The sequence below is a fragment of the Oceanobacillus locisalsi genome, assembly GCF_042675985.1.
GTDB classification, from domain to species: domain Bacteria; phylum Bacillota; class Bacilli; order Bacillales; family Amphibacillaceae; genus Oceanobacillus; species Oceanobacillus locisalsi.
Genome location: NZ_JBHTKK010000001.1, coordinates 66,375 through 88,226, shown reverse-complemented (window position 1 = coordinate 88,226; position 21,852 = coordinate 66,375). Strand labels below are relative to the sequence as shown.

General features: G+C 41.7%; 18 protein-coding genes. 14 read left to right on the top strand and 4 right to left on the bottom strand.

Translation table 11 applies throughout. The features are described from left to right. Positions 1–642 carry a dihydroxyacetone kinase subunit DhaL gene (gene dhaL, locus ACFQ19_RS00350; RefSeq protein WP_379589868.1) on the top strand — a complete coding sequence of 214 codons (642 nt, stop codon included), beginning with the start codon at positions 1–3 and terminating at the stop codon, positions 640–642. Positions 643–1,040: 398 nt separating this feature from the next. Then, a complete protein-coding gene (locus ACFQ19_RS00345) occupies positions 1,041–1,334 on the top strand; it encodes a hypothetical protein (RefSeq protein ID WP_379589867.1) in 294 nt (97 codons plus the stop codon). 101 nt (positions 1,335–1,435) lie between these two features. Here the strand turns inward: ACFQ19_RS00345 and zwf are convergent, their stop codons facing one another. Then, entirely contained in the window at positions 1,436–2,911 is a 1,476-nt protein-coding gene (gene zwf / locus ACFQ19_RS00340) for a glucose-6-phosphate dehydrogenase (RefSeq protein WP_379589866.1), read from the bottom strand. A 612-nt stretch (positions 2,912–3,523) separates the two neighbouring features. Between zwf and ACFQ19_RS00335 the strand changes: the two genes are divergently transcribed. Next, complete coding sequence (locus ACFQ19_RS00335) at positions 3,524–4,201, top strand: DUF4351 domain-containing protein (protein WP_379589864.1); 678 nt, start codon at positions 3,524–3,526, stop codon at positions 4,199–4,201. Positions 4,202–4,322: 121 nt separating this feature from the next. Here the strand turns inward: ACFQ19_RS00335 and ACFQ19_RS00330 are convergent, their stop codons facing one another. Together ACFQ19_RS00330 and ACFQ19_RS00325 are read right to left on the bottom strand one after the other, a co-directional pair. After that, positions 4,323–4,766 (bottom strand): threonine/serine exporter family protein, encoded by a 444-nt coding sequence (locus ACFQ19_RS00330; protein WP_379589863.1) that lies wholly within the window; start codon positions 4,764–4,766, stop codon positions 4,323–4,325. Between the two features lie 82 nt (positions 4,767–4,848). Continuing rightward, positions 4,849–5,601, bottom strand: coding sequence for a threonine/serine exporter family protein (locus ACFQ19_RS00325; RefSeq protein WP_379589862.1), 753 nt, complete (start codon positions 5,599–5,601; stop codon positions 4,849–4,851). Positions 5,602–6,035: 434 nt separating this feature from the next. Between ACFQ19_RS00325 and ACFQ19_RS00320 the strand changes: the two genes are divergently transcribed. Further along, positions 6,036–7,148: a glycosyltransferase family 4 protein gene (locus tag ACFQ19_RS00320; RefSeq protein ID WP_379589861.1), complete on the top strand. Its 1,113-nt coding sequence runs from the start codon at positions 6,036–6,038 to the stop codon at positions 7,146–7,148. A gap of 35 nt (positions 7,149–7,183) precedes the next feature. On the opposite strand, the gene ACFQ19_RS00315 is transcribed toward ACFQ19_RS00320, so the two are convergent. Continuing rightward, on the bottom strand, positions 7,184–8,494 hold the full coding sequence (locus ACFQ19_RS00315; protein ID WP_379589860.1) for a nucleotide sugar dehydrogenase: 1,311 nt from the start codon (positions 8,492–8,494) through the stop codon (positions 7,184–7,186). A gap of 193 nt (positions 8,495–8,687) precedes the next feature. Here ACFQ19_RS00315 and galU point away from each other — a divergent pair, with 193 nt between their 5' ends. The 10 genes from galU to ACFQ19_RS00265 all read left to right on the top strand — a co-directional run bounded on the left by galU (position 8,688) and on the right by ACFQ19_RS00265 (position 21,817). After that, positions 8,688–9,569, top strand: a complete 882-nt coding sequence (gene galU / locus ACFQ19_RS00310; protein ID WP_379589859.1) for a UTP--glucose-1-phosphate uridylyltransferase GalU — start codon at positions 8,688–8,690, stop codon at positions 9,567–9,569. Positions 9,570–9,797: 228 nt separating this feature from the next. After that, positions 9,798–10,013, top strand: a complete 216-nt coding sequence (locus ACFQ19_RS00305) for a hypothetical protein (protein WP_379589858.1) — start codon at positions 9,798–9,800, stop codon at positions 10,011–10,013. Positions 10,014–10,239: 226 nt separating this feature from the next. Further along, positions 10,240–11,364 (top strand): glycosyltransferase, encoded by a 1,125-nt coding sequence (locus ACFQ19_RS00300; protein WP_379589857.1) that lies wholly within the window; start codon positions 10,240–10,242, stop codon positions 11,362–11,364. Between the two features lie 258 nt (positions 11,365–11,622). Beyond that, positions 11,623–12,747, top strand: coding sequence for a glycosyltransferase (locus ACFQ19_RS00295; protein ID WP_379589856.1), 1,125 nt, complete (start codon positions 11,623–11,625; stop codon positions 12,745–12,747). Positions 12,748–12,771: 24 nt separating this feature from the next. After that, entirely contained in the window at positions 12,772–13,548 is a 777-nt protein-coding gene (locus tag ACFQ19_RS00290) for a glycosyltransferase family 2 protein (RefSeq protein ID WP_379589855.1), read from the top strand. Positions 13,549–13,864: 316 nt separating this feature from the next. Then, positions 13,865–14,641: an ABC transporter permease gene (locus tag ACFQ19_RS00285; RefSeq protein WP_379589853.1), complete on the top strand. Its 777-nt coding sequence runs from the start codon at positions 13,865–13,867 to the stop codon at positions 14,639–14,641. A gap of 109 nt (positions 14,642–14,750) precedes the next feature. Next, complete coding sequence (locus ACFQ19_RS00280; protein WP_379589852.1) at positions 14,751–16,355, top strand: ABC transporter ATP-binding protein; 1,605 nt, start codon at positions 14,751–14,753, stop codon at positions 16,353–16,355. Positions 16,356–16,385: 30 nt separating this feature from the next. Further along, a complete protein-coding gene (locus ACFQ19_RS00275; RefSeq protein WP_379589851.1) occupies positions 16,386–18,338 on the top strand; it encodes a glycosyltransferase family 2 protein in 1,953 nt (650 codons plus the stop codon). Next, positions 18,322–20,478, top strand: coding sequence for a glycosyltransferase family 2 protein (locus ACFQ19_RS00270; protein WP_379589849.1), 2,157 nt, complete (start codon positions 18,322–18,324; stop codon positions 20,476–20,478). The genes ACFQ19_RS00275 and ACFQ19_RS00270 overlap by 17 nt, the downstream gene beginning before the upstream one ends. Further along, positions 20,465–21,817 carry an ATP-grasp fold amidoligase family protein gene (locus tag ACFQ19_RS00265; RefSeq protein ID WP_379589848.1) on the top strand — a complete coding sequence of 451 codons (1,353 nt, stop codon included), beginning with the start codon at positions 20,465–20,467 and terminating at the stop codon, positions 21,815–21,817. The genes ACFQ19_RS00270 and ACFQ19_RS00265 overlap by 14 nt, the downstream gene beginning before the upstream one ends. The last annotated feature ends 35 nt before the right edge of the window (positions 21,818–21,852 follow it).

Below are 21,852 nucleotides of genomic sequence, written 5' to 3'. Positions count from 1 at the left end.
ATGGGACGTAAATTAGATGTGCAGGATATGAAAAATATATTTGTAGAAATACAAACCATTATGGAAGAACAGAAAGATTATCTATGTGAATTAGATGGAGCACTTGGCGATGGAGACATTGGCTTGACGGTGACAAAGGGATTTAAATCTATTGCAGAAGAAACAGGAAACATGGATGTAACAGATATCGGATTGTTTGTGAAAAAGAGCGGGTTTACTTTAGCTGAGGTAGTGCCTTCAACTATTGGAACCATTCTTGCGTCAGCGCTGATGCAAGCTGGAAAAGCATTAAAAGAGAAAGAAGAACTGGATACGTCCGATGTTGCTTTGTTTTTTAAAGGTATGATTGAAGGTATTCGCAAACGAGGGAAGGCTGAATTAGGAGATAAGACGATTTTAGATGCTTTATATCCTGCAGTAGATGCATTAGAGGAATCCGCTAACCAGGAACTTTCACTCGAGGAAGCGGCAAGTGCTGCTTACCAAAAGGCAATGGATGGTGCTGAAAATACAAAAAATCTGCAATCGAAACATGGAAGAGCAGAACGCTATTTTGAAAAGTCTATTGGACATCAGGACCCTGGTGCAACAGTTGGAGCACTTGTTGTAAAAGGATTTGATGTGTACTTGAATAAAGGTTAACAAAATCTATGAGGGGGCACCAAAGACGCAGACTTATTAATAAATAATCCAGAAGCGTTTTAATCGCATAAAACAAGGGAATTAGCCGTGACATCACAGCTTTCCCTTGTTTTTTGTTTGTAAACAGGAATGAACATTGCTATGTTTATAGGTATATCTTACATGAACAGTTGATGAATAAAATATTTAAGCAAGATTTTTATGCAGTAAATGTGGTAATTTCGGGTAGAATAGAAGAGGGGATATAAGTTATGATGAAAAAGAAATTCAAGATAAGATGGTAGCTGCCATATAGAAAACAAGAAATATATAGATGAACACTTTCATTATTTCGTGCTCGTGTTTGTTCGAAATCGGGTATGATAAAGAAAAAGAGCAGAAGAAAGAAGGTAGATAAAATGATAATATCTCAAGTGATGCAATTAATAACAGGTATATTTGAAGGTTTATTAGGAATCCCGCTTTTTGGCGGAGCGTATATTATGGGATCCGGATACACACCGTTGTTTGTTATGTTAATTCTTCATATTATTACATTATTCCTCGCCAGTCGTGATGGACGGTGGATAGCAGGCAGTGTTTTAGGAATTGTGACAAGCATTCTTGGCTTTATTCCTTTCGTAGGTATGGTGCTGCATTGGATTACTTGTATTGTCTTAATTATATCCGTCTTCCAGCCGAAAAGGTATTAAGCAAATCAAAAACCATCCTGCTTGAATAAAAGCAAGGATGGTTTTTTGAGTAGAAGGAAACCGATCACCTCGGTGAAAGTTTCGGTTTCCAACGATCCTACTTATTCAGGCCACCAATGGAAACCGTCTTTTTCTAATAAATCGTCTGAAGCTTTTGGGCCCATTGAACCGGATGCGTAATTTGGGAAATCCGGTTTTTCATTAGACCAGTTTGCTAAAATACGATCCACAAACTCCCAAGACAACGCGACTTCATCCCAATGTGTAAAGTTGGTTGCATCGCCGATCATGCTGTCATAAAGCAGTTTTTCATAAGCTTCTGGTGTATTGATACCGGAAGCGGCATCCTGATGATAAGCAAGTTGAATAGGCTCTGTTAAATTACCATTTCCTGTTTTCTTGGCATTCAGATGCAGGGTTATCCCTTCATTCGGTTGAATATTGATAACAAGCAGGTTCGGATTACGTAAATCATCTTTTTTATGATATAGGTTCATAGGAATGTCTTTAAATTCTACGACAATTTTCGTTGATTTTTCTTTCATCCGTTTTCCAGTACGGATATAGAAAGGGACACCTGCCCAGCGATAGTTATCAATAACCAGCTTTCCTGCAACAAACGTTTCCGTAGCAGAGTCTTTTAAAGCATCAGCTTCTTCTTGATAACCAATAACTTTTTCGCCGTCTATTTCTCCAGGACCATATTGTCCGCGGACAAAATAATTACTGACTTTATCGGCTTCAATGGTTCGTAATGCACGTAATACTTTAATTTTTTCTGAACGAATTTCCTCTGTGCTCAGATTAATAGGAGGTTCCATTGCAAGCAAGGCTACCATTTGCAGCATATGATTCTGGATCATATCCCGGGTCGCACCGGATTTATCATAATAATGTGCACGCTCTTCTACACCAAGCGTCTCACTGCTGGTTACTTGAATATTATTGATAAACTGGTTATTCCATAAGTGCTCAAAGATACCATTTGCAAAACGGATAACCTCAATATTTTGGACCATTTCTTTTCCAAGATAATGGTCGATACGGTAGATTTGATTTTCACTAAAAGCAGCTTGCAACTCTTGATTCAATTTCTTAGCAGATGGCAAATCATGCCCGAATGGTTTTTCAATTACTAATCGTGTCCAGCCGGACGTTTCTTTTAATCCATGATCTTTCAGCTGATTAGCAATGGTGCCAAAGAAGTCAGGAGCCATAGCTAAATAGAACAGGCGGTTACCTTCTGTATGGTATTCCCGTTCCAATGATTCTACCATAAATTTCAATTCGTTATAAGAATCCGTTGATGTAACATCGAACGATTTATAGTAAAAATGCGAAGTGAATTCGGATACGTCTTCATCTTCATCAACGAGCCCTTGAATAGACTGTTCTACTTTTTCACGGATGACATCATTGTCCCATCCGCGTCGGGCCAGACCGATAACAGCAAAATTCTCATCTAATTTACCACTTTTATAAAGACGGTAAATGGACGGATATAATTTACGGTTTGCCAAATCGCCAGTTGCTCCAAAAATCACAATAGTTGCTTTTGGTTGTATAGTTTCACTCATGATTAGATTCCTCAATTCTTTAGTTTCTGTAAAGATGTTCAATGCACTGATTCAGCAGCTGTTAAAAAATCACTGCATGTTATATCCGTAAAGGATTTTACGGATTGCGGATTTTAAATGAACTTTTGAATAAGCCATCAAACATTAAAATTCCCTAAAGATAGAAGGGGATTAATCATTAACTTTACAGAATGAGCAGTGGCTTTGTCAATTTATTCACCTTAAAAAAGAGGGTAATATATGCATTTTTCTGAAATTAACAGAAGTTAAAAAGAGAGTTTTCACGTCGGCATCAATGCAGCAGAGTTATCTTTAAAATATAGGCAGTTCTCTTTTTAAAATAAAACTGGCTTTATTTTGAAATGATTGGTAAAATAAAAACAATTCAAATAAAGGAAGTGTTCTATTGTTTACAGCACCCGTTATATTAGAAGAAAAAGCAGATTACATGAAACATGATCGGCTGACGAAAAAGCTGATACAAACGTTTTTGAAGAATTTATCGAAGGATTTTTCCCCGACCTTCACCCCTACATTGATTTCTCCAACGTCACATTCCTTGAACAGGAAGTCTACCTGGACTACATCGAAGGCTCCAAAAAGGAAATTGACGTGCTTGCCGAAGTGAAGTTGCATCACGAGGATAAAATTCTCCATATTCACACCGAAGCACAATTCACCCATGAAGCAAATTTCCCTGAAAGAATGTTTCTCTACTTTGCTTACCTCTATGCAAAACACCGCAAACCAATTCAACCTATCGCCGTTTTGAGTTATAATAGGAAACAAGAAGAACCGACGCAATTCAAAGTCGATACACCTACCCAAGAAGTACTCCAATTTAACTTTTTACAATTACAATTAAGAAAGAAAAACTGGAAAGAATATATTCAATCAGACAACCCGGCTGCAGCCGCATTGCTTAGTCAGATGGGCTATGAAGAACATGAGCGTGTCCAAGTAAAGCTGGAATTTCTGCGCATGATTACCCGGATGACAATCAATCCGGCGCAAATGGAGTTCCTATATGGTTATTTCGAGACTTATTTAAAACTAAACAAAGAGGAGGAGGAACAAATGATGGAGAAAATGGAAAACTTGCCGGAAGAGGAAAAAGAAATGGTCATGCAGCTGCCGAATTCTTATTTTGAGAGAGGAAAAGAGGAAGGCTTAGAGGAAGGAAGAAAAGAAATCGCCTTAGAATTGCTGGAAAAGGGGATGTCTGTCACGCAGATAGCGGAAATTACGAAACTAACAGAAGGAACAGTGAAAGAGCTTGCAGACAAATGATCCCGCAATTCGCCTGTTAGGAGGAAATAAAACAAGGAAGCCGCTTTAAATAGAAACCGGGTTCCTTATTTCCCTGGATATAATAACACTCTTATATCTGGGGAAACGCACTGTCTCTCCATCACAGCTTCTTCTGGTGCAGCTTCATGCTGATTTGATTAATAACTTGGGAAAACATTAAACCGATGGCGATACCTCCGGCCAAAAGCATTACCTGCGCTGAGAGCTGGATTGCCGTATTATAGTCATTTTCAACAAAGTTCCGCATGGCATTATAGGCAACACCGCCGGGCACAAGAGGGATAATACCAGATACAGTAAAAATAATAATCGGGCGTTTCAAGATACGTGAACACAGTTGACTGAGAATAGAAACAAGAACCGCTGCAAATGTGGTTGCAGCAACAATATCAACACCAAATTCCCTCAATGTGTATAATAGAATCCAGCCAGACATACCGACAAGACCGCATGGAATCAATGATTTTTTAGGGGCATTAAACAAGACGCCAAAGCCTGCAGATGCAATAAAACTGGCTGCAAGTTGGACAATAATTTCGAACATGTGACACGATCCCTCCATTCTAAGGTGTCGCTAAAAGTGTTGGTGCATGGCGGGACTTTTGAACACCCTTTTAAAGTAACTGTTAAACCGGAAAGAACCCGTAAACCATTGCGATGCCAGCTCCGATTGCCACAGCTGTAAGCAGCGATTCAACCCCTTTGGAAACGCCGGAAACAAGGTGGCCGGCCATTAAATCGCGAATTGCATTTGTAATCGGAAGTCCGGGGACAAGCGGCATGACAGCGCCAATAATAATCATTTCCAGACTGGCACCGAAGCCAAGCAGAAAGCAGGAGGCAGCGGATAATCCAATGAAGGAAGCCCCGATAAATTCTGCAAGAAAACGAATCTCAATCATTTTATCGAAAAGCGCCATTGCTAAGTAACCGATGCTGCCGGCAAGACAAGCCGGTAAAAAGTCCGGCCATGTGCCGCCGAACATAAGAGCGAAACAACCGCTCACCAACGAAGCTGCAAGTACCTGGAAACTTAAAGAAAAAGTCGGTACATTATTTTCCAAGGTTTCCAATTTGCTATAAGCTTTTTCCAAGGGAATCTGATGGGCGACAATTTCCCGGGAGAGTTGATTCACATTATCAATTTTATGTAAATCGGTAGCTCGCTTCGTAATTCTTAAGAAATAACTGTTGGATGTATATTCAGGTGAGAAATGCAGCCCGGTTAAGGTCGCATAACTTTGCGGATGTTCGACACCATAAGCCCGTGCAATTCGGTCCATGGTATCCTCGACCCGGTAGGTCTCCGCACCGGCAGCCAGCATAATTTTTCCAGCTAATAAACAAATTTTTTCCACTGTAACGGTTTGTCTTTCCAAAAGATAATCCCTCCTTCCGATTCTCCATGCATGATGTCAATTTTTTCTATTTTATTACAGTATTCCCGTTATGCCAATAGGCACGGTGCCGATCAGGATGGGCTAATAGTTAATAGGAAAAAACAATCCGGACATCTCCTGTTAAGAAGATGTGATGTACTATTGAATGTACCATAACCTTATCTTTATTAAAAGCTCTATTTGTTCTATGTTTAATCAGGGAAAAACCTTGCTATGAAAGTTTCCTGAAGAATAATTGGATAAATCATTGCGCAATCTAGGAAGAGTCCTATATAATTTAAAGGAGTCGACATGAAAGCGTGTCGAAAATCAAGAATATATGAAAGAAACGTTATGATTTGTGCAAAAAAATCATGCTATTACTGCTGCTGAGCAATCAGGAGTATACGAACTGTGAGATTTAGGAGAATACGATGCTTAACTATATAGATTTAACGATAGCCTTCTTCATATCTGCTGTCACGGCTTTGCTGGTTACGTTTCCAGTAAAGAAGCTGGCAGTGAGAATAGGAGCAATGGATAAACCAAATCACCGGAAAATACATCAGAGCGTCACACCGAGATTGGGAGGATTGGCCATTTTTATCGGTGCTTTATTCGGTATGCTCTATTTGCAGCCAAGGCATGTCTTTATCGATGAAATTTTGATTGGTTCGCTTATCATATTAATCACCGGCGCATTAGATGATAAGTATACGATACGTCCGCTAATCAAACTATCCGGACAGGTTATTGCTGCAGGCCTGCTGATTTATGCTGGTCTGATTATTGAACGTATTACCATTCCGCTCTTAGGTGTCGTAGAGCTCGGTTTTTTAGGTCCGGTACTGACTTTCTTCTGGATTATCGGCATTACCAATGCCATTAATTTAATTGACGGGCTGGACGGGCTGGCCACCGGTGTGACAACGATTGCCATGATTAGTATTTTCGCCATGGCGCTTGTTGACACGCAGGTGCTTGTTGCTTATTTATGTATTTCCTTTATTGGCGCAAATATCGGGTTTTTATACCATAATTTTTATCCGGCCAAGATATATATGGGGGACACGGGATCGAATTTGCTGGGGTATATTATTGCGATTATTTCTATCTTAGGCTTATTTAAAAATATTACCTTCTTCAGCTTTATTATTCCTATTGTAATTCTGGCTGTCCCAATCTTTGATACACTGGTTGCGATGATTCGCCGCATGTATAACAAGGAAGGTATCATGACAGCAGACCGCCGCCATATCCATTATCAATTAATCGACGCCGGCTATAGTCACCGCAAAACAGTCGTGATTATTTATCTGTTTAGCGGACTATTCGGGGTAATCGGGATACTTTTTTCCGAAGCGGATTTAGCGATTTCCCTTCTCTTTACAGCGGTGATGATTGCTTTATTACATATTTTTGCGGAACTGGCCGGCCTGGTGATGGGCGGAAGAAGACCGGTTGTGACGATGCTGAGACGCATCAAAGCATTTTTATTTAAACCGTTTAAAAAAAGAAAGAAATCAAGAAAAAGCAGTGACTCATGAATGCATGTCACTGCTTTTTTGATGACTGTATGTTTTTACAGGCTCCAGTATTGGAAACCTTCTGCTTCTAAAGCCTCTCTGCCGTAAGCTCCTTTAACATCGACGAATACTTTATTATTGGTCCGGTACATGGACAGATAGTCACTTGGCTGATATTCGCTGTATTCACGGTGTGGTACAGCTAAAACAACCGCGTCTAAATCGGTTAACGCCTCGTCAGAAACCAAATCAAATCCAAATACTTCTTTGACTTCTTCCGGCTCTGCTTTTGGATCGTGCACAAGCACATCTACGCCATATTCAGCTAACTCATCTACAATATCGTTGACCTTGGTATTACGCACATCCGCCACATTTTCTTTGAAAGTCAGCCCGAGAATGGCCACACGTGCTCCGTCAACCCGCATTTTGGCTGTAATCATTTTCTTGATGATGCTGCTGGCAATATATCTGCCCATGTCATCATTAATTTTTCTTCCGGCTAAAATAATTTGCGAATGATAGCCGAGCTGTTCTGCTCTATAAGTGAAATAATAAGGGTCCACGCCAATGCAATGTCCGCCGACAAGACCTGGTGTGAATTTCAAGAAGTTCCACTTTGTACCAGCTGCCTCCAGCACATCTTTCGTATCGATATCCATTTTATTAAAGACCATAGAAAGTTCATTCATAAAGGCAATATTAATATCGCGCTGGGAATTCTCAATCACTTTGGCTGCTTCCGCTACTTTAATCGACTTCGCTTCAAAAACACCAGCTTGAATAATGGAACCATATAAAGCAGATATTTCTTGTAATGCTTCCTCATCTGATCCGGATACAATTTTTTGAATCGTCACCAGGGTATTGACCTTATCGCCTGGGTTAATCCGTTCCGGAGAATAGCCCACTTTAAAGTCTTGGCCGAATGCCAGCTGGGAATTTTCCTCTAAAATAGGAATACAAATTTCTTCTGTCGTTCCAGGGTAAACCGTTGACTCATAGACAACGATGGAATCTTTGGAAAGATGCCTTCCGACTGTTTCGCTTGCGGAAATCACCGGTTGTAAATTCGGTGTTTTATCCGAGTTAATCGGTGTAGGCACAGCGACGATATGAAAAGTACATTCGCTGATATCGCTGGGTGCACTTGTGAATGTTAAGGTTGTCTCTTGTAACGCTTCGTCGCCGACCTCATCTGTGACATCGTTGCCTTGTCGATACTGTGCTACTTTTGCTTCATTCAGGTCAAAACCGACCACATCATATTTTTTGGCTAATTCCACTGCGAGGGGCAGTCCTACATAACCGAGACCAATGACAGAAACTTTTGCTTGTCTATCTTGAATTTGTTGAAATAGATTCATTTGTCTAGCCTGCCTTTTTATATAAATTCATGCAACATATTGCTGGTTACATCATCGTTGATACCTTACATAAGCTATATCGTAAAAAATCTTACTCAATTCATATTATACAATTATTCATTTTCGATGTATAGTAAATGGTAGTAGAAGAACATAATGAAGGATCAACAAAAACACACTGGAGGTGTACGGAATGACAGTTAAAAAAGCTATTATTCCAGCTGCAGGACTGGGAACGAGATTTTTACCTGCAACAAAAGCCCAGCCAAAGGAAATGCTCCCGATTGTCGATAAACCGACGATTCAATATATTGTGGAAGAAGCGGCAGCCTCCGGAATAGAGGATGTCATTATTATTTCCGGAAGAGGCAAGCGTGCCATTGAGGACCATTTTGATAAATCCTATGAATTAGAAGAAAAACTGGAACAAAAACAGGATCTGGAGACTTTGGAAGAAGTCAGAAGCATCTCCGGACTTGCGAACATTCACTATATCCGCCAAAAAGAACCGCTGGGACTCGGGCATGCCATTGGCTGTGCCAGTGCATTCATCGGCAATGAACCCTTCGCTGTCTTGCTCGGGGATGATATAGTAGTGTCGGAAAAACCGTGCCTGAAACAGCTGATTGATGTTTACGAGGAATATCATACAACTGTGATAGGAGCCCACACTGTTCCATGGGAAAATATCTCGAAATACGGTGTCATTGATCCGAAAAATAAAGAAGCGGCGACAGGCAGAACGCGTTTTGTACATGATTTTGTGGAAAAACCGGCAGCAGCAGAAGCGCCGTCGAACTTGGCGATTATGGGTAGATATATTTTAACGCCGGAAATCTTCTCTATCTTACAAACGCTCCCGCCAGGAAAGGATAACGAAATTCAGTTGACCGATGCATTAAAAGAACTGAACCGGAAGCAGGAAGTTGTTGCTTACAATTTTGAAGGCAGACGGTATGACGTGGGGAATAAGTTTGGATTTATACAAGCAACCATTGATTTTGCGCTGGATAGAGATGATTTGAAAGATAGCGTGATGGCGTATATGAAAGCGAAAATAGAGGAAGAAGAATAGGAAGGAGAGAATGCAGGCTGGATGGGAGGTCTGCATTTTTTATGTATGGGAAGCACTCAATTCCAAATAAGAAGGTGGCCTTAAGGAGTGGATGATATTAAAGTCATTATGTTCGATGACAGATTGGAAATTAATAGTTCAGGGAAATAGCCGAGTATAGTTAATGTTAGTAATATTCAAGAAGTCAGGTATTCTAGAAACCCCAAAATGGCCAGAGCATAAACAGAGATGGGATGGGTTAGAGAACTTGGAGAAGGTGTGAAAAGGATTTATGAAGAGATGGAGAAGTACTTTTTAGACCACCCTATTTATGAAGAACAACAACAATCGGTTAGATTAACACTTAAAAATAATATTGTTATGAGAAGAATAAGACTTCTAATAAAAGTCGCAACTTCTATAAATGGTCCCAACCAATTTTATAAGATATTAAAAAGTAACTAAGGTCTAAAGTTAAGTCTCAAAGGTCTAACTCCACAATCCCAATAAGTTCTCCATACTAATGAAACAAAGCCCTTCATCCCTTTGTTTCATTTTTAATAGCTTATCAACTGCCATCAAGCCTTTTTTCATAAAATATTCACTGTCGAAAATTTATTTATCTGCACCCCTATGTTATAATGCTTCTGGGTAAAATATCGATGAATTACTTTGCAGAGGGATGAAATACATGGGGGAAAAGAAAAAAATATTTTTCTTTATATATCAGTTGGGGTCCGGCGGTGCGGCGCGAACGATGCTGAATCTGTTAAATAACATGGATTTAGATCAGTTTGAACCGACCTTGATCACCTTGAATTATGAAGGGGATTATGAAAAATACTTAAAAGAAGAAATTACTTTTATCAAACTGCCGACCAGAAGATTGCGTTCGGGAATTATTCCTTTTTCCAAGCTTATTAAAAAGGAAAAACCTGCTATTGTCTTCAGTACCATTCCTAACTATAACCTCATTGCCATTGCAGCAAGACTGCTGTCCGGTCACAAAGCAAAGAATATTGTCCGGGAAGCAGCGTTATTAGGAACAGAAGGAAAGTTTAATGCGAACCTGAAATTATATGGATTAGCCTACCGGTTTTCGAAAAAAGTCGTCGCCCTTTCAGAAGGGGTACGGCAAAACATCATTCAAAACTACAAAGTACATCCGAAAAAAGTAGAGGTTATCTATAACCCCGTCGATATCGAAAATATAGAAACTTTGATGAAGCAAGGTGAAATTGCCGAGGAATATCAATCTATATTTCATAACCCGAGAGAAAAAGTAATTATTACAGCAGGGCGTCTGGTAGATGATAAAGACCAGGCGACGTTGATTCGTGCTTTTGCAACAGTACGAGAGAATATTGAAGCGAATCTCATCATTCTCGGTGAAGGAGAACTGGAAGAGAATCTAAAAAACGAAGTCAAAGCATGGAATCTGGAACACGCTGTATATTTTGCAGGCTTTCAGGAAAATCCATATGTTTACTTTCATCATGCGGACCTTTTTGTATTATCCTCCAAAAGAGAAGGGTTCGGGCATGTGCTGACAGAAGCACTTGCGACAAGGGTTCCGATTATCTCCACAGATGCCAGGCCAGGCGCAGCTGAAGTTCTGGACGAAGGCAGATACGGTGTGATGACATCAGTTGGAGATGCAGATGCACTTGCTGCACAAATGGAAGATGTTTTAAACTGGGATAATGAAAAAAGAACCCGCGTCACGGAAAAAGGATGGGAAAGAGCAGCTTCTTTCCGTGCAGAAAAGATTGTTAAAGAATATGAGATGCTCTTTAATCAAACGATTGATCAATAGAGGAAGTTCAAAAAATCCAATAAAAATGACACGGCGAATTTCTGCGTTGACGAGCTTTTTCCGATACTCACGTATTATAAAGCATAGAGGAACTTCTACTAAGAACGCCCACGTCGTGTGGGCAACGCAGAAGTCACCACATCCTGTGGAAGCCCGTTCGTAAAAAGCTCATCGCCTTGAACTTCTTGGTCCTATTTATCGGCCTTTTTGAACACACATCAATAACAAGGAATAACCAAAATAGAGAGGACAGCTGCAATGAATGAAGGAAAACGTGTTGTTCATTTAACGACAGTACATCATCCTCATGATCCGAGAATTTATCATAAGGAATGTAAATCATTAAAAAAAGCTGGATTCGATGTATACTTAATTGCGAAAGAAACAGAAGCAGGCGTAGACAAAGAGAGCGGCATCAAGCATATTCCCATCAAAGATTATACAAGCAGATGGGATCGGATGACCAAAGGCGCCTGTATCCTTTACAAACAAGCGAAGAAATTACGTGCAGATGTTTATCATTTTCACGATCCGGAACTGCTGCCAGTCGCATGGCTGCTTAAAAATAACCGGAATCATGTGATTTATGATATTCATGAAGATTACATCACAAGCATGCAGCAAAAGGAGTATTTACCAAAACCGGTCCGTAAACTTGTTGCGAGAGCATATAAGAAAATGGAACAGTTTTTCACTAAAAAGATGGAATTGATCCTCGCTGAAAAGTATTATAAGGATATTTATCCGGACGGTGATTGTGTGTTAAATTATCCAATGGTAAATACAGCCTTTTTAGAGCATCAACGTGAAGGGCAAATGGAAGATAAACTCATTTATACAGGGAATGTAACAGATGTGCGGGGCGCATTTCTGCATGCAAAATTGCCTTTAATAGATGAGCAAATTACCATGCATTATATCGGGAAATGCTCAACAGCATTTGCTGATGAAATTTACCGTATCGCCGGCGACCAGTCAGACCGGATCCATATCAAAGGAGTGGACCAATACATTCCGAAAGAAGAAATTGAACAAGCTTATCTGGAGCATAATTGGCTGGCAGGGGTTGCGATTTTTCCGGAAACGGAGCATTATATGAAGAAAGAATTAACCAAGTTCTTTGAATATATGAATGCCGGCATTCCGATTATTTGTTCCAATTTTCCTGTCTGGAAGGATTTTATTGACCAGTATCAATGTGGCATCACCGTTGACCCGCATAATGATCAGGAAATCAAAGATGCACTGGACTATGTAAGGAATCACCCTAAGGCTGCAAAGAAAATGGGCGAAAATGGTAAAAAAGCTGTCCAGGAGAAATTGAACTGGGGTGCGGAAGAAACGAAACTGATAAACATCTATCAGCATTTATTGAACAAATAGGATAAGGTAAAGTGGGTGAACAGCTTGGAAGATAGAAAACCAATCATCTCTGTTATTACGCCAACCTATAATTCCGAACGCTTTATTGCCGAAACAATTGAATCGGTACAGGCTCAGAACTTTTCGGAATGGGAAATGAACATTGTTGATGATTGCTCGACAGACCGGACGGCAGAAATAGTGAAAAGCTATGCTGAAAAAGATAATCGCATTCATTTAACCGTATTAACAGAAAATCAAGGTTCGGCCATCTCGCGTAACACAGCAATGGATCAGGCGAAAGGGCGTTATTTTGCCTTTTTGGACAGCGATGACTTGTGGCTGCCGGAAAAATTGGAAAAACAGCTCGCCTTTATGCAGGATAACGGAGCCGCCTTTTCCTTCACACAATATGTGCGTATGAATGAGGATGGCACAGATACCGGTGCAATCAGCACAGCGCCGGCGACTGTCATGTATGAAGACCTGATGAAGCGCTGCGTTATAGGGTGCTTGACGGTGATGCTGGACCGTGAAAGAATTGGCGAACGGCGTATGGTCAATATCCGCACCAGACAAGACTATGCTTTCTGGCTGGAGATTACAAAAGCCGGTTATTTTGCTTACGGCCTTCCAGAAGTGCTGGCCAGATATCGTCTGGTAGGAAACTCCATTTCCAGTAACAAATGGCAAGCAGCAAAACGAAACTGGTATGTATTTCGGGAAGTGGAACAACAGCCCCTTCCTCAAACCCTATACTACTTCTCTCATTACATAGCCCGCTCTCTAAGGGACTTACTGAAATGGAATGCGAAGAAGTAGGAAGTATTTTATATTTAAAAGGTGAAAATATAGTTGGTATTTCAGTGTGATAGTGTCAAGTTATATTAACGCAGTTTTATTAGAGGGATTGTGATTACCAATATAATTAGGTGAAAAACTAACTAGCGTAGTGTTTTTTCGTAGCGGTAGCTATTCATCTCACCTATATTTTTAATGTATAATACCAACAATGCACAGGAAACCTTCTAATAAGGAAACCTGACAAATAAATGATGAAAAAAGCCCTTTCCATAAGGACAACCACAATATGTCCACGATGGAAAGCATTGAAACAATTAGGCGGTGTCAAATTATAATGAAAAACTATATACAAGAGATTTTACGGAGAAAAGATTTACTATTCTACCTCGTAAAGTCCGGACTCAAAGCGGAGCACCGAAACAGCTACCTCGGTTACTTCTGGTGGCTGCTCGATCCGTTATTAAACGTACTCGTATTTTACTTTTTAGTCGTCATTATCTTAGATCGCGGCGGAGAAAATTTTGGTTTATTCCTGGTCGTCGGTTTAGTTGTCTGGAGATGGGTGTCAACCAGCATGAATTCAGCTTCTAAATCGATTTTAAGGTACAGTTCGATTATTAATCAGGTATACTTGCCGAAATCCATATTTCCTATATCCTTTACACTGACGCAGTTATTTAACTTTGGATTTGGATTAATTGTCATTGCAGGATTTCTGATAGGATATGGTGTTTTTCCGGATTGGCATATTATCTATTTGCCGATTCTAATTATAATACAGCTGACGTTCCAACTGATGCTGGGACTTGTGTTAGGCTATATCACGGTATTTGTACGGGATATCGACAACTTGCTCAGTTACGTGACGAGGTTGTTTTTCTACGCGTCACCAATTATTTGGGAAGGCGGGCGTCTGCCGCCTGAATACAGTTTCTTTGTCGATATTAATCCGATAGCTGTGATGGTAACATCCTATCGCGATATTTTGATGTATCATCAGACACCGGATTTTCTGGGACTGGGAATCATTTTCGTTGCCAGCTTAGCAATCAGTGTCTACATGATTTATTATTATAGTAAGAACGAACACAAGATTATTAAAGCACTCTAGTTCACCATGCACAACTCCCTCTCTCTTTTCAGGGAGAGGGTTTTACAGAATGCAGGAGCAGTTTTTTAACCAGAAATAAAAGCTATTGTGCTATAAAAGAGGTTTTATTATGTCCAATCATGATAATGAAATAATCGATAAACAATCTAAGGAAGAAGTTGTAAAGTCGGAAAATATTGCGGTGTCTTTTCATGATAATCGGCATGCAGATGATTTAAAATCGACTATGATCAACATTTTCCGAAAGAAAGAAAATAAGAAAAAGGCAGAGAGGGTATGGCCGTTAAAAGATATTACTTTTACCGGCTACCAGGGAGAGATTTTAGGCATTATCGGGTCAAACGGTGCCGGAAAAACGACACTGAGCAAAATTATTACCGGTATTCTGGAACAGGATGCAGGAGCCATGCATGTGGATGGGAATGTTACAGCCCTCTTTTCCTTTGGCATGGGCTTTAACAAAGAACTGACCGGAAGAGAAAATGTCTATTTAAACGGCATGATGCTTGGCATTAAAAAGCAGTTAATCCATGATTATATTGAAGATATTCATGAATTCTCCGAGATTGGCCAGTTCTTTGACCAGCCGATGAAGTATTATTCCAGCGGGATGAAGGCGCGACTCGGTTTCAGTGTCGCATCGCATCTGCAGCCGGAAATTCTTATTCTGGATGAGGCATTAAATACGGGCGACGTGAAATTTGGAAAGAAGGCAGCCGAGAAACTGAAGCAACTGGTTGCCAACGCTAAAATGGTGGTTATTGTGACGCATAGTTTGCGTTACGCGCAAAATAACTGTGACCGGCTAATCTGGATTGATAATGGCTACGTCAAAGAAATCGGAGAGCCAAAGACGGTCATTGAGCATTATAAAGCAACCGTTCCGCCCGTAGCGCGTCAAAACAGGCAAAAGCGCAGTTTAAATGTTACCAAGACAGAAACCACAGTCAGTGACAAGTCGATTCTTAAAGCGGAAGATGTCGGTGTATTTTTCAAACTTCAAAATAAAAAAGAAAAATACTGGGCGTTAAGACATGTCAACTTTGACATCAAAGAAGGCGAAGTTGTCGGGATTATCGGACATAATGGCGCCGGAAAAAGTACGCTTTGCAAAACGATTACTAATATATTAAGACCAGATGAGGGAAATCTGACTGTCAATGGACAGACATCCTCTCTGCTTGGTTATGGAACAGGCTTTAACGCCCAATTGACAGGTACGGATAATATTTATTTAAATGCGATGCTGCTGGGGATTCCAAGAGAGCGTGTAGATGAAAAGTACGATGAAATCATTGAATTCTCAGGGATAAAGAAAGCCATCGATAAGCCCGTGAAGCATTACTCATCTGGCATGAAATCACGGCTCGGCTTTAGTATTGCAGCTATTTTAAAACCAGATGTATTTATTGTGGACGAGGCTCTGTCAACAGGCGACCTCGCTTTCCAAGAAAAAGCCAGCGTACGTATCCAAGAGATGATGGACCACGCCAAAGCAGTCATCATCGTTTCCCATAGCATGGGCTTCGTAGAAAAAGTATGTACAAGAGGCATCTGGATGGAACAAGGACAAGTCAAATTTGACGGATCTGCAGAAGAAGCAGTCGCCAAATACCGCGAAGCAATGGGCGTTCAGAAAAAGCCCCAGCAGAAAAAAGCAAACACAGCACAACCAGCTAACACAGAAAATGAACAGCGTGTACAACAAAAATAAAGGATCAGAGAAAAAAATGGTGGTGTCATCATGGCAGGAGTTATCAAAAAAATAGTGGCAGAACCGGTAGACTGGTTTATCTACTCGGTTTTAGGAGAGAAGCAGCGGAAGTCGCTCTTAAACCTCTTAAGCACCCGGCAAAAAGATACAATTAAACGGGTCCTGCTCGGAAAAAAAGAAGCAGAGAGACAGCGACTGAAGCAAATAAAGTACCATTTATACGATTTGGGCTTTATCGAAAAAGGGCTGGAAGATTTAGAAGCCTATATCGACGAGGCGAATGACCCATCCTTAAAAAGAACAGCAGCCTGGGAAAAAGTACTTTGGCATGCCAATCAATATCATGAAAAAGACGCTGCAATTGCACTCGAGTATATGCCGCTTGCAGAAACAGGCGAACTTCAGCCCGATCAGCAGCGGCGGATTGCCATTATCAAAGCAGAACTGCTTGATGCTATCGGCAAGCGTGAGGACGCATGGCATGTGTTAACAGAAGCTTTAAATACAGGAGAGCATGCCGATATTTATCTCGGTTTAGCGAACTTGGAAGCAGCGATAACCGATCGATTTGTGTATATGAATAAAGCTTTCTCTCTATATAATCTGGATAACATTGCCACAGATGAAACGGGCCAGTATGACGGACTCCATACGCTGAAAACACAAGATGATACCCATGATGGACCGCTTATCTCTGTAATTATCCCCGCCTATGATGCCGGGGATGGGATTCGAGTAGCCATCGAGTCCATGCTTCATCAGACATGGCAGAACATCGAACTGCTGATTGTTGATGATCACAGCCCGGATCATACGTTAGAGATTGTGCAGGAATATGCTGAAAAAGACAGCCGGGTTAAAGTGTTGCAGACACCGCAAAACAGCGGCCCTTATATTGCCAGAAACATTGCCCTGGAAGCAGCATCGGGTGAATTTGTAACAGTGAACGATTCTGATGACTGGTCGCATGCTTCCAAATTAGAGATACAGGCGAAGCATTTAGCAGCCAATACGGACGTCATTGCTAATACCTCGGAACATGCACGAATGACAGAAGATATGAAGTTGTACCGCCGGGGGACGCCTGGAAAATACATTTTCCCGAATATGTCGTCGATTATGTTTCGCAGGAAGCAGGTTATAGAGAAACTGGGTTTCTGGGACAGCGTACGTTTTGCAGCCGATGGTGAATTTAAACGCCGCTTATTAAAAAGTTTCGGCACACGAGCTTATGTAGATGTTGCATCCGGTCCGTTATCCCTGCCGCGCCAAGCTGTGACCTCATTAACAGGAAGCTCAGCGTTTGGCTATAACGGCTTCTTTATGGGAGTGCGCAAAGAGTATGTGGAATCGTTGGAATACCACCATCAGCAGGCGGAACATCTCCGCTATCCGTATCCGATGACCGTGCGCCCGTTCCCGGTTCCAGAACCGATGTGGCCGGTTAAAGAAGAGAAGACAGACGGTGTCCGGGAGTTTGACCTTGTCATTGCCGGGGATTTCCGAGCATTGAATGAGGGCGATTGGAACGTATTTAACTACTGTATAGATTCACAAGCTCATCGCATCGGGCTGATCCTGATCAATGCGTATGATTTTACCCTTCCGAAAAAAATAGCAGATACGGTCCGGGAGCAAATGGACGGAGACCGTCTGCAGATGCTTGTTTACGGAGAAAAGATTGCTGCTAAAAAAGTGGTATGCATCAACCCGGTCATGTATCAATATCAACAGAAGTACTTGCCGAATCTGACTGCGGAGGCGCTGGATGTTGTGCTGACAGCAGTACCTGACGAAGCAGAAAGCTTGAACAACGCGGCGCAGCATGTGGAAAACTACTTTGGCCAGACGGGTGTATGGCTTCCGGCGAATGAACAGATACAAAAAGACATCGAACAGGTTATTGCAGCATCGGAGATCCAACACGTATATGCTGACCGTTCATGGGGAAAGAGTTGTCTTACAAATGAAACAACCAATTGATAAAACAGAACTCCGCACACGTCTTGCACACGCTGACGAGGAGATAGACATAAAAAGAAAAGAAGAAGCCGCATTAAAGGAGACTTATAGACACTATAAGTCTGCCTTTTTGTATGCAGCATCCTTGAAACAAAAGGCAGCCGGATGGAAAAAAGGCAGCGTTTCCCTGGCAAAAGCCATTCCTTCTTATGCGCTGGGGCGGAGAAATATCAAAAAACTCTACAGTAAATCCTACAAACAAAAAGACGCAAGCAACCAGCTGAAAGCAATCAAGCATTACTTGTATGACCTGGGCTTTGAAGAACATGCCCTTCGTGATTTGCAGGAGATGTTATACCATTCCAACAATAAATATCTGATCAAAGCAGCAGCATGGGAGCTTGGATTTTGGTTCGTCAATAAACAGACGCCGGCCAGCGCTAGTCAGGCTATTGCCTATTTAGAGACCGCGCTGGAAGAAGAAACGGATACCGGCGTGCGCCGTCGGATTATTATTCTCCTCGCCGAAGCGTATAAAATACTGGAACAACATTCCAAAGGCATGCAGCTGATAAAAGATGCCCTTCATCAGGACAAGCATCCGGATTTATTACTGGCACTGGCTAATCTGTGCTCAGATCAGGATGACCGTATCTTTTGGATCAATGAAGTCTTACGCGCTTATCAGCTGGAGCCGCTGTTGATCAATGATACAATCGCAGGCGATGATCTCTATGATCAACTGGACACCGACCCGATTCAGATAAAAGAGGAGCAGGAAGAGCAGCCGAAAATAACGGTTATCATTCCGGCGTACCGTTCGGAATCGGGTATTTCTGTTGCATTACGGTCATTGACCAAACAAACCTGGACCAACCTGGAAATCATCGTGGTGGATGACTGCAGTCCGGACGATACGGCCGCTGTTGTCCAAACATGGAAAGAGCAGGACGACCGGATTCAGCTTTTGCAGACAGAAACCAATTCGGGTCCGTATGCAGCTCGAAATATCGCATTGAATCAAGCAATCGGGGAATTGGTGACCATTAACGATGCGGACGATTGGTCTCACCCTCGAAAAATAGAAATACAGGCACGTCATCTGCTGCAAAATCCGTCTGTCATTGCCAATACATCAGAGCATGCCAGACTGACAGAAGACTTATTTTTGTACCGCAGAGGCATGCCGGGGAAATATATTTTTTCCAATATGTCCTCGATTATGTTTCGCAGACGTCCTGTTTTAGAGAAGGTCGGCTATTGGGACAAAGTGCGCTTTGCCGCAGACAGTGAATTTAAAAAACGACTGGCGCTCACTTTTGGAACGGAGAAAGTACAAGATCTTTCTACCGGACCGCTTTCCTTCCCGATGCAGTCCTCCGGATCGTTAACGGGCAGCTCTTCCTTTGGATATAACGGCTTTTTAATGGGAGCGCGCAAGGAATATGCAGAAGCGCATAACCGGATGCACCAGCAAGCAGACAGTCTCTATTTTCCTTATCTGGAGCAAGCCCGTCCTTTCCCGGTACCCAAACCGATGCTGGAGAAAGGAGCGCTGCATCAGGTTGATGTAGCCTATATCGCCGATTTTCGTCACGATGACAAGGAGATATGGAAAGAAATCACTATCTTAAAGGAAGCCGGTCTTACCGTCGGCCTCATCCAACGCGGCATATATGACCTAAAACAAAGCAAGTTTATTCATGAACACGTCAGAAAGCACCTTGACGGCGAGCAAGTGCGCATGCTTGTGTACGGAGAAAAGGCAGAAGCACAACTGACTATCATTAAAAATCCGCTGATTTTCCAGGATAAGCAGCGTTATGTGCCAGAGCTGCAAAGCCCTGCAGCCAAAGTCATTATCGATCAAGTGCCGGCAAAAAATAATACAGCATACAGCATGCGCCGTGCTGCGATGAGGCTGCACCGTTATCTGGGACATGCCGCAACATGGTATCCGGCCAATACAGCTGTCAGGGAACAGCTAATTGAAGAACAAAGCCATACCATCCGCTATTATCCCGTAGCAGCTTCCAATTGGACGAATGAAAAACAGGCATTTATCAACATGCTGCAGGACAATTTTGTAATTCCAAGCAAACCGGGTGCCGTTCCCGACAAGAAACAGAAGGAAGGAGGGCAAGAACATGGCAGAGGATAAATCGTATGAAGCATTAATCGATGAACTGATTGAAAAAGAAGCACAGCTCGATCATACGAAAGCAAGTATCGCCAAAACAGACAAGCAAATTCAAAAAATCATGCAAAGCAACACGTATCAAAAGACTGCTTCTGTCCGCAAACTCCTTCCTTCCGGGAAAGAAAAAGATCATTATATTGCGTATTTAGAAGAACAGCTCAACCACCATCAATCAGAAAATGTATTGCTGAAGGAACAGTTATTGGAAGCACAGCAAGAATTGGAGCAATTGGATTACGATACACTTTGGCGCCATATCAAAGAGAAGAAAGATACCGGCCAGATCATTACCGAATTAGATAAACGTATTGAGCAGAAAAAGGTGGAAGACCATCATTTCCGCTATATACTGGAAGCGGCAGCACGTCAATTCCAGCAGGAAGAACCCGCTTTTAAACAGCGTATTTTCACCAAGGTGCTGGAAGGAGCAAAAGAACATGCCTCCGAATTCATGGCACGCGCAGGACTGACAGAAGATCCCGTACAACTTTCAGAGGTTGCCTCCTACCGTGCCTGCATGAATATGCGTGTCCGGCAGTACCAGCTGGCAGGCTCGCTCCCGGAATATACGCTGGATGATAAACCATCTGCCTACAGGTTTATACAAAAATTAGGCATGCGCACACCGCACAGTCCGGAAGAAATATATACGATCGATACACTGCCGGAAAAAGAAAATATCGTCATCAAGCCTGCAGATGGAGCTGGAGGACGTGGCGTTTACATTGTATATGGTTCTAGTGATATAATAAGTGTAAAGACAGGAGAAGCACTATCCAACTGGTCGCTGCTGAAGCACCGGATGGAAAAAGACCTTCTGGAAAATAAAGTCGCACAGGATGCCTGGCGCATCGAGGAATTAATCCTGGAAGATACAGACACAGACCAGAAAGTATCCGGACGCGATGTGAAATTTTATTGTTTTTATGGCAAGGTCGGCGTTATTTTGGAAATCATCCGGACGCCGGAAATAAAATACTGCTGGTGGGACGGGCAGGGGGAACGCATCCAAACCGGCAAATATGATGACAAAGCTTTCCATGGCAAAGGCGTCTCCCAGGAAGAAATCGACATGGCAGAACAAATCAGCAGTCAGATTCCCAGCCCATTTATGCGCATTGATTTCTTAAGGTCGGAAGATGGTCTTATTTTTGGAGAATTTACGCCAAAACCGGGCAATTATGAAGCATTTAATGATAAAATAGATACGTATTTAGGAAACTTATTTATCGAAGCACAGGCAAAATTGGATAAAGACTTGCTTCAGGGGAAGCAATTTGAGATATTTAAAGAAGCGTAAGAGAAAGACAAAGCATGAAAATGGATAAATCAGGA

Coding starts and splice junctions, on each gene's coding strand:
- dhaL (WP_379589868.1), top strand. CDS start 1: ATGGGACGTAAATTAGATGTGCAGGATATGAAAAATATATTTGTAGAA.
- ACFQ19_RS00345 (WP_379589867.1), top strand. CDS start 1,041: ATGATAATATCTCAAGTGATGCAATTAATAACAGGTATATTTGAAGGT.
- zwf (WP_379589866.1), bottom strand. CDS start 2,911: ATGAGTGAAACTATACAACCAAAAGCAACTATTGTGATTTTTGGAGCA.
- ACFQ19_RS00330 (WP_379589863.1), bottom strand. CDS start 4,766: ATGTTCGAAATTATTGTCCAACTTGCAGCCAGTTTTATTGCATCTGCA.
- ACFQ19_RS00320 (WP_379589861.1), top strand. CDS start 6,036: ATGCTTAACTATATAGATTTAACGATAGCCTTCTTCATATCTGCTGTC.
- ACFQ19_RS00315 (WP_379589860.1), bottom strand. CDS start 8,494: ATGAATCTATTTCAACAAATTCAAGATAGACAAGCAAAAGTTTCTGTC.
- galU (WP_379589859.1), top strand. CDS start 8,688: ATGACAGTTAAAAAAGCTATTATTCCAGCTGCAGGACTGGGAACGAGA.
- ACFQ19_RS00305 (WP_379589858.1), top strand. CDS start 9,798: ATGGGATGGGTTAGAGAACTTGGAGAAGGTGTGAAAAGGATTTATGAA.
- ACFQ19_RS00300 (WP_379589857.1), top strand. CDS start 10,240: ATGGGGGAAAAGAAAAAAATATTTTTCTTTATATATCAGTTGGGGTCC.
- ACFQ19_RS00295 (WP_379589856.1), top strand. CDS start 11,623: ATGAATGAAGGAAAACGTGTTGTTCATTTAACGACAGTACATCATCCT.
- ACFQ19_RS00285 (WP_379589853.1), top strand. CDS start 13,865: ATGAAAAACTATATACAAGAGATTTTACGGAGAAAAGATTTACTATTC.
- ACFQ19_RS00280 (WP_379589852.1), top strand. CDS start 14,751: ATGTCCAATCATGATAATGAAATAATCGATAAACAATCTAAGGAAGAA.
- ACFQ19_RS00275 (WP_379589851.1), top strand. CDS start 16,386: ATGGCAGGAGTTATCAAAAAAATAGTGGCAGAACCGGTAGACTGGTTT.
- ACFQ19_RS00270 (WP_379589849.1), top strand. CDS start 18,322: ATGAAACAACCAATTGATAAAACAGAACTCCGCACACGTCTTGCACAC.
- ACFQ19_RS00265 (WP_379589848.1), top strand. CDS start 20,465: ATGGCAGAGGATAAATCGTATGAAGCATTAATCGATGAACTGATTGAA.